At 64.8% G+C, this 7930-nt stretch carries 9 protein-coding genes and 1 pseudogene; 2 read left to right on the forward strand and 8 right to left on the reverse strand.

All coding sequences use genetic code 11. The features are described 5' to 3' along the window. The 5 genes and pseudogenes from EOA27_RS13025 to EOA27_RS13045 all read right to left on the reverse strand — a co-directional run. A pseudogene (locus tag EOA27_RS13025) lies at positions 1-358 on the reverse strand (YdcF family protein); the annotation flags it as partial. Positions 359-388: 30 nt separating this feature from the next. Then, on the reverse strand, positions 389-1954 hold the full coding sequence (locus tag EOA27_RS13030) for an amidase family protein (protein ID WP_126082633.1): 1566 nt from the start codon (positions 1952-1954) through the stop codon (positions 389-391). Further along, complete coding sequence (locus tag EOA27_RS13035; RefSeq protein ID WP_126082632.1) at positions 1954-2412, reverse strand: GNAT family N-acetyltransferase; 459 nt, start codon at positions 2410-2412, stop codon at positions 1954-1956. Before EOA27_RS13035 ends, EOA27_RS13030 begins: the two co-directional genes overlap by 1 nt. Before the next feature lie 3 nt (positions 2413-2415). Then, complete coding sequence (gene gatC, locus EOA27_RS13040) at positions 2416-2703, reverse strand: Asp-tRNA(Asn)/Glu-tRNA(Gln) amidotransferase subunit GatC (protein WP_126082631.1); 288 nt, start codon at positions 2701-2703, stop codon at positions 2416-2418. Positions 2704-2818: 115 nt separating this feature from the next. Continuing rightward, positions 2819-3526 carry a metal-dependent hydrolase gene (locus EOA27_RS13045; RefSeq protein WP_126082630.1) on the reverse strand — a complete coding sequence of 236 codons (708 nt, stop codon included), beginning with the start codon at positions 3524-3526 and terminating at the stop codon, positions 2819-2821. 118 nt (positions 3527-3644) lie between these two features. Between EOA27_RS13045 and ruvX the strand changes: the two genes are divergently transcribed. Next, on the forward strand, positions 3645-4127 hold the full coding sequence (ruvX, locus tag EOA27_RS13050; RefSeq protein ID WP_126082629.1) for a Holliday junction resolvase RuvX: 483 nt from the start codon (positions 3645-3647) through the stop codon (positions 4125-4127). Here ruvX and EOA27_RS13055 read toward each other — a convergent pair. The 3 genes from EOA27_RS13055 to EOA27_RS13065 all read right to left on the reverse strand — a co-directional run bounded on the left by EOA27_RS13055 (position 4069) and on the right by EOA27_RS13065 (position 6801). Next, a complete protein-coding gene (locus EOA27_RS13055; protein ID WP_042642607.1) occupies positions 4069-4410 on the reverse strand; it encodes a DUF6105 family protein in 342 nt (113 codons plus the stop codon). The genes ruvX and EOA27_RS13055 overlap by 59 nt on opposite strands. Continuing rightward, positions 4410-4970, reverse strand: a complete 561-nt coding sequence (locus tag EOA27_RS13060; RefSeq protein ID WP_126082628.1) for a hypothetical protein — start codon at positions 4968-4970, stop codon at positions 4410-4412. The genes EOA27_RS13055 and EOA27_RS13060 overlap by 1 nt, the downstream gene beginning before the upstream one ends. A 202-nt stretch (positions 4971-5172) precedes the next feature. Beyond that, positions 5173-6801 (reverse strand): DNA alkylation response protein, encoded by a 1629-nt coding sequence (locus tag EOA27_RS13065; protein ID WP_126060721.1) that lies wholly within the window; start codon positions 6799-6801, stop codon positions 5173-5175. A 162-nt stretch (positions 6802-6963) separates the two neighbouring features. Between EOA27_RS13065 and EOA27_RS13070 the strand changes: the two genes are divergently transcribed. Beyond that, a complete protein-coding gene (locus EOA27_RS13070; RefSeq protein ID WP_126082627.1) occupies positions 6964-7929 on the forward strand; it encodes an aspartate carbamoyltransferase catalytic subunit in 966 nt (321 codons plus the stop codon). Position 7930 lies beyond the last annotated feature (1 nt).

Consider the following 7930-nt stretch of genomic DNA (forward strand, 5'->3'; position numbering starts at 1 on the left):
GGGGAAAGCGCCTGGCGAGGATCGCCGTCTCCACCATGCGGTCGCCGCCGCTGTTCAGCTCATAACCGCCGCGCGCCAGGTTGATTGCGCCCTCGAAGCCGCCGCCAAGCACGACGATGCCGTCGACCTTCTCAGGCAATGGCGGCTTCGGAAAACGTTCTTCCAGCGGGTTGAGCATCATCGCACCGACCGACGTCCAGGCCGAAAGGACCAGAATCGCGATGCCGAGCACACTTCCCGTCGCCGCCAGCCGGCGGCGCTGGAACAGCGCTGCGAACAGTCCGGCAAGCAGCAGGAAGATCGCCAGATTGATCGGCTGGCCGAAGAACCAGAAGACTTTCGACAAGTAGTAGAACATCCCTCACCCTCTGTCAGATGAGGTATGAGCCTACCACCACTTTTCCGGCTGAAATTTGCCCGCCGCCTGCTCGATGACATTGGCCGTCTGGAACAGCGTCTCCTCGTCGAACGGGCGGCCGATGAGCTGCAGGCCGAGCGGCAGGCCCTTGCCGTCGAGGCCGGCGGGCACCGAAATGCCGGGAAGGCCGGCCATGTTCACCGTCACGGTGAAGATGTCGTTGAGATACATCTTGACCGGATCGGAGGCCATGTCCTCGTCGGCGATGCCGAAAGCGGCCGATGGGGTCGCGGGCGTCAGGATGACGTCGACGCCGGCGGCAAAGACATTCTCGAAGTCGCGCTTGATCAGCGTGCGCACCTTCTGCGCCTGCAGATAGTAGGCGTCGTAGTAGCCGGCCGACAGCACATAGGTGCCGATCATGATGCGCCGCTTGACCTCGCGGCCGAAGCCGGCGGCGCGAGTCTTCTCATACATGTCGATGATGTCCTTGCCGGGCACGCGCAGGCCGTAGCGTACACCGTCGTAGCGGGCGAGGTTCGACGACGCCTCGGCGGGCGCTACGATATAATATGCCGGCAAGGCATATTTGGTGTGCGGCAGCGAGATGTCGACGATCTCGGCGCCGGCATCCTTCAGCCAGGCAATGCCTTTCTGCCAGAGCGCCTCGATGTCTTGCGGCATGCCGTCGACGCGGTATTCCTTCGGAATGCCGACCTTCATGCCCTTGATCGGCTTGCCGATCGCCGCTTCATAGTCCGGCACCGGGCGGTCGACCGAGGTCGTGTCCTTCGGATCGACGGAAGCCATGGACTTCAGCAGAATCGCGGCGTCGCGCACGTCGCGAGCGATCGGCCCGGCCTGGTCGAGCGACGAGGCGAAAGCAACGATGCCCCAGCGCGAGCAGCGCCCATAGGTCGGCTTGATGCCGACCGTACCGGTGAAGGCGGCGGGCTGGCGGATCGAGCCGCCGGTATCGGTGGCGGTTGCGCCGGCGCACAGGAACGCGGCCACAGACGACGCCGAGCCGCCGGACGAACCGCCTGGCACCAGCTGGGCGTTATCAAGCGTGCGCTGGGTCTTGGTGCCGCCGGCGGAGACGAAGCCGCCATCGCCCTGATGCGTCGTCGGCATCACCACCGTGTCGAGCCGCGAGCGCCGCCACGGATTGATCACCGGGCCGTAATAGGAGGTCTCGTTCGACGAGCCCATGGCGAACTCGTCCATGTTGAGCTTGCCGAGCATGACGGCGCCGTCGGCCCACAGATTGGACGTCACGGTGGACTCGTAGCGCGGCCTAAAACCGTCCAGCACGTGGCTGCAGGCCTGGGTGTGGATGCCTTCGGTGGCGAACAGGTCCTTGATGCCGAGCGGGATACCCTCCAGCGCGCCGCCCTCGCCCTTGGCAAGCTTGGCATCCGAGTTCTTTGCCATGTCGCGCGCCTTGTCGGCGGTGACGGCCACATAGGCGTTGAGCACCGGATTGGCGCGATCGATCGCCGCCAGATAGGCCTCGGTGATCTCGGCCGCGGTGATCTCCTTGCCGCGCAGCTGGGCGCGGGCCTCGGAAATGGTGAGATGTGTGAGATCGCTCATCAGGCAAGGCTCTTTTCGTAAAACACCGACCATTCGGAGTCGGGATAATCCAGCACCGGTCCGCAACGCGTGAATCCGGCGCGCTCATAGACGGTCCAGGCGGCGGGATGGCGATCGCCGGTTTCGAGTACCAGGCGCGTCAGCCCTTCCTGCCGGGCAAGCGCCTCGACCCGCCCGACGATCTCGGCGCCGATCTTCATGCCGCGATGCGAAGGCCGCGTGTACATGCGCTTGACCTCGCCGGTCGCCTCTTCGTGGCGCTTCAGCGCCCCGCAACCTACGGCAAGGCCGTTGTCGCGCGCGATGAACACCGTCGTGTCCGAGCAGGCCATCTGCTCGACCGTCAGGTGATAGCAATGCTCGGCCGGCGTCAGCTCGAGCAGCGCGGCGTTGAGTTCGGCGACCAGCGCGCGCACGTCGTCCTGCAGAGGCGTCTCGACGGCGATCTCGACAGCCACGGTCTACTCCACCACCTTCGGAACGAGGAAGAAATTCTCTTCCGTCGCCGGCGCGTTGGCGACGACGTCGGCGGGCTTGTTGCCGTCGGTAACGACATCCTGGCGCTTCTTCATCTCCATCGGCGTGACCGAGGTCATCGGCTCGACGCCCGAGACATCGACCTCGTTCAATTGCTCGACGAAGCCGAGAATGGCGTTCAATTCGCCGGTCATGCGCTCGGCGTCCTCCTCGCTCACCGCGATACGGGCAAGGCGCGCGACGCGCTTCACGGTCTGAAGATCAACGGACATGTTCTTTTCGCCTCGGGAAAACCAGTGCGGGCTATAGCGGCGCGGCGTCTGCCGCGCAACATGCATGATGCCGGAGCGATTGCGCCCGTTGCCCCCCAATGGTCGATGAGGCGACCTAGATCGTGATCGGCTTGCCGATCTCAGGCAGCGCCACGTTGACGCCCGAGCCTTCCATGCCGGCGACGAATTTGTCGGCGGTCTGGTCGATCATCGGGAAAGTCCTGAAATGGCAGGGAACGACGGTATCGAAGCCGAAGAACCGACGGCAGGCAAGGGCCGCCACCGCGCCGCCCATGGTGAAGCGGTCGCCGATCGGCACGATGCCGACCTTTGGCTCGTGCAGCTCGTTGATCAGCCCCATGTCGGAGAAGATGTCGGTGTCGCCCATGTGGTAGAGCGTCTTGTCTTCGGGAAAATGCAGGACGAGTCCACCCGGATTGCCGAGATAGGTGTTGGTGCTGCCTTCACCGCCGAAGGAGGACGAATGCAGCGCCTGGACGAACGTCGTGGTGAACGGCCCGCAATCGACGGTGCCGCCGATATTGCCCGGATTGATCTTGTCGCCGCTGACGCCCTGGCCGACGAGGTACATGCAGATCTCGAAATTGGCGACCAGCATGGCGCCGCTTTTCTTCAGCACCTCGACCGCGCCGCTGACATGGTCGTTATGGCCGTGGGTCAGGAGAACGTGAGTCACACCTTCCGCCGGCCCTTCCCAGCCGCCCGTCCAGGACGGATTGCCGACCAGATAGGGGTCGATGAGAATGGTGGCGTCCTTGGTCTCGACGCGGAATGCCGAATGCCCGTACCAGGTCAGTTTCATGAATGCTTTCCTCGATTTTCCCGTTGCCAAAGGATAGAACGCTGGCGGCAAATTTAAAGTGGCGCAGCGCTTCCTAACGTCAAAAGGATGTGTGACGCCCAAATGTCAGAGGAAGCCGTTGGGCATTATTTCAATCGAGGAACTGCCGGAGCGTCTCGCCGAGGGCAAGACGCTCGCCGGGCTCGATCTCGGCGATAAGACGATCGGCGTGGCCGTCTCCGACCGCGGGTTGTCCTTCGCCCATCCGCGCCCGGTCATCCTGCGCAAGAAATTTTCGCTCGATGCCGCCCAACTGCTCGCTCAGCTCGCGAAGGACAATGTCGGCGCCATCGTGCTTGGCCTTCCCGTGAACATGGACGGCTCGGAAGGGCCCCGTGCGCAAAAATCGCGCGCCTTCGTCCGCAACATGGCGCCGCTTTCCCACCTGCCCTTCTTGCTGTGGGACGAGCGGCTGTCGACGGTCGCTGCCGAGCGGACGCTGATCGAGATGGACTTCTCGCGTAAGAAGCGCGCCGGCAAGATCGATTCGGCGGCCGCCGCCTTTATTCTGCAGGGAGCGTTGGACCGGCTTCAGTCGCTTGGCCGAGCCGATCGGGGCTGATGTCGCCCTGCCGGCGCTGCCTTATCCATTCGGCGATGTTGCGCCGGCGGCGGAAGGCCCACAGCCCCATGAGCAGGAAGAAGTCGAAAACGCAGGTCCGCGCCACCATGCCCGGTATGATGGCCGGGTCGACGCCGAGCATCTGGCCATAGAGCTGGAAAGCGAAATCGTGCACCTGTCGGCTCAGCATCGCGTAGCCGAAATTCATGTCGTTGGCCGACAGGAAGAACCATCCCCAGAAGATGGCCATCGGAGCAGCCCAGAGTGTGAATATCGTGCGCATCAGCGCCTGCCTCCAGGCTTGCTTTCCGGGCGGCCGGATATGCGCGAAAGCAAGGAGCTGTGCGCGGCCCCCATCGCCATGCGCGAGGCGGCGCGAACATCGCCCTGGGGCAAATTCATTGCGGCGGCAAGGGCGGAGCGGCGCTCGGCCGTCACCGCAACATAGGAGGCAAGCAGTGCCGTCATCTGAACGCCGAGAATCACGAACAGGCCGTCAATGCCTTGCACCACGCCGCCGATGAGAATCAGCGAAAGCAGCGACGATGCGAAGATGAAAGCGACCCGCGCAACGCTTTCGCCTGCGTCGGGCCTTGCCGGGCCGTTGAGCAGCGTTTCGACAAAGGCCCAGCAGAACAGCACCGCGACAGTCAGGAGCGCGACCGAAAGCGGCGCGACCACGGCGACATTTTCAAGCTGCGGAAACCGGCCGCCCTGGATCGAGAGGCCAAGGACGCCAAGCGCCGCTGCTATGCCCCGGCTGCCGTCCATGCATACATAGGCAAGCAGGGCAAAGACCACCGCCCAATGCAAGGCCAGAACTGAGCTCAAGACGTGCCGCATACGAATCCTGCTTCGCGGAGCCCGGGCCATGGTCAACCCTTCCCTACTCCAGCAAGCAGAGATTGGGCTTTGCGAAGGTCCGCCGCAATGGAAACCATTTGTTAAGGTTAACGGCTATCCACAGATAGGCAATCGTTCTGGGAGCATGGCACCGAAGCGTGCGAAGCGGTTTTCGGATCGTACTCTTTGATTTAGAGCCGGATCAGGTCACCGGCGGATAGAGCGTGTCGATGATCATGCGCGCATCATGGCGCGAATCGAGCATGCCGTAGGTGGTGCGCCACTGGCCGCCGAGCCGGGTTTCGACGAAGGCGTCGGCGATCCGCCCTGCTCCCAGCCTGCGCAGCTCCGCCGCGGCGGCCGACAGCGCGAGCTGTTCAGTGAGCAGCCGAGCCGACCCTTGGTCGGTCGCGGCGACCTGCATGGCCGCCTTCAGCACGCCGATAGTGCCGCGTCCGCCGGTGCCGAGATCGCGGTCGATGCCCGCGAGCACCTCCTCGAACAGGCCAGGCGCGCGGCCAAGCACGCGCAGCACATCGAGCGCCATGACATTGCCCGAGCCCTCCCAGATCGCGTTGACCGGCGCCTCCCGGTAGTAGCGGGCTAGCGGCGCTTCCTCGACATAGCCATTGCCGCCAAGACATTCCATCGCCTCGTAGAGCAGCGCCGGCGCGATCTTGCAGACCCAGTATTTGACCACAGGCGTCATGGCCCGGGCAAAGGCCGCCTCGCCGCGATCGCTGGCCGCCTCGTCGAAGGAGCGCGCCAGCCGGAACGACAGCGCCGTGGCCGCGGCGACGTCGAGCGCCATATCGGCGAGAACCCGCTGCATCAGCGGCTGGTCGATCAGGTTCGAGCCGAACACCTGGCGATGGCGCGTGTGGTGCACGGCCTCGGCAAGGCCCGCCCGCATCAGCGCCGACGAAGCGACCGCGCAGTCCAGCCTCGTTAGCGTCACCATGTCCATGATGGTCTTCACGCCGGCGCCCGGATCGCCGACCATCTCGCCGATGGCATTGACGAACTCCACCTCCGACGAGGCGTTCGAGCGGTTGCCGAGCTTGTCCTTCAGCCGCTGGAAGCGGAAGCCATTGCCGGAGCCGTCGCCCAGGATGCGCGGCACGAGGAAGCAGGACAGCCCCTCCGGCGCCTGACCGAGCACCAGGAAGGCATCCGACATCGGCGCCGACATGAACCATTTGTGGCCGGTGAGCCGATAAAAACCGCTGCCCGTGCGCTCCGCCCTGGTGGTGTTGGCGCGCACGTCGGTGCCGCCCTGCTTCTCGGTCATGCCCATGCCGAGCGTCAGCCCGGTCTTCTGCACCGGCGGCTTCTGCGTCTGGTCGTATTTGCGCGTCGTCACGCGCGGCGCCCATTCGCGGAAAAGCTTCGGGCTCGCCATCAGCGCCGCCAGCGAGGCGCTGGTCATGGTGATGGGGCACAGATGCCCGGTCTCGAGCTCGGCGGTCAGATAGAAGCGCGCCGCCCTTACCTGATGGCGGCGGCCGATCTCGGCATCGCCGTTCTCCCAGACGGAAGAATGCAGGCCGCCGGCAACCGAGCGGCGCATCAAGGCGTGATAAGCCGGATGGTATTCGACCAGGTCGAGGCGCCGGCCTTGGCGGTCATGCGTGCGCAATTTCGGCGTGTCGGTGTTGGCGAGGCGGGCAAGCTCCTGCGCCTCCTGCGTCATCACGAACCGGCCAAGCCCGTCGAGATCCTTGCGCACGGGATCCGAAAAACGTTCGGCAAGCTGGATGAGCAACGGATCGCCCCGCCAAGCGTTGCCGCCCGTCAACGGCGGCGGCTGGTTGATCACCTCGTCGGTCACGCGTCTTCCTTACATCCCCAGGCCGCGATCACGAATCCGAGGCCATCCGGCCTTATAGCCCAAGCGTTGCGGCACGCGCGACGAAAATACCGGGGAGAACGCCCGCAATCCAAAGCTGGCGCTTGCGGCGGGCCGGACCGCACCCTATAGCAGCGCCTTGAGATGACCGACGCTTCGTCCCTGCCGCTCTTTCCCCACCGCCATCTTCTGGGCATCCGCGATCTTTCCCCCGCCGATATAGAGCTGTTGCTCGATCGGGCGGACCAGGCCGTGGCGATCTCGCGGCAATCGGAAAAGAAGACCTCGACGCTGCGCGGCCGCACCCAGATCAACCTGTTCTACGAGGCATCGACCCGCACGCAGTCGTCCTTCGAGCTGGCCGGCAAGCGTCTCGGCGCCGACGTCATGAACATGTCGGTGGCGAGCTCCTCGGTGAAGAAGGGCGAGACGCTGATCGATACGGCGATGACGCTCAACGCCATGCGGCCCGACATCCTGATCATCCGCCACCAGTCGGCCGGCGCCGCCGCCCTGCTCGCCCAGAAGGTCGGCTGCTCGGTGGTCAATGCCGGCGACGGCGCGCACGAGCACCCGACGCAGGCGCTGCTCGACGCGCTGACCATCCGCCGCGCCAAGGGCCCGCTTTCGAAGCTGATCGTGGCGATTTGCGGCGACATCCTGCATTCGCGCGTCGCCCGCTCCAACATCATGCTGTTGAACGCGCTCGGCGCGCAGGTGCGCGTCGTGGCGCCCTCGACGCTGCTGCCTTCCGGCATTGATCGGATGGGCGTCATCGTCGCGCGCTCGATGGCCGAGGGCCTGAAGGATGCCGACGTCGTGATGATGCTGCGCCTGCAGCGCGAGCGCATGGAAGGCGCCTTCGTGCCGTCGATCCGCGAATATTTCCGCTATTTCGGCCTCGATGCCGAAAAGCTGAAAGCCGCCAAGGACGATGCGCTGGTCATGCATCCTGGTCCGATGAACCGCGGCGTCGAGATCGCCTCCGAAATCGCCGACGGGCCGCAAAGCGTCATCCAGGAACAGGTGGAGATGGGGGTCGCCGTGCGCATGGCGGTCATGGAAGCATTGCTCGACCCGCGCCGCAACCATGAGGGGCGCGGCGCATGAG

Source organism: Mesorhizobium sp. M2A.F.Ca.ET.037.01.1.1 (assembly GCF_003998075.1).
Lineage (GTDB): Bacteria > Pseudomonadota > Alphaproteobacteria > Rhizobiales > Rhizobiaceae > Mesorhizobium.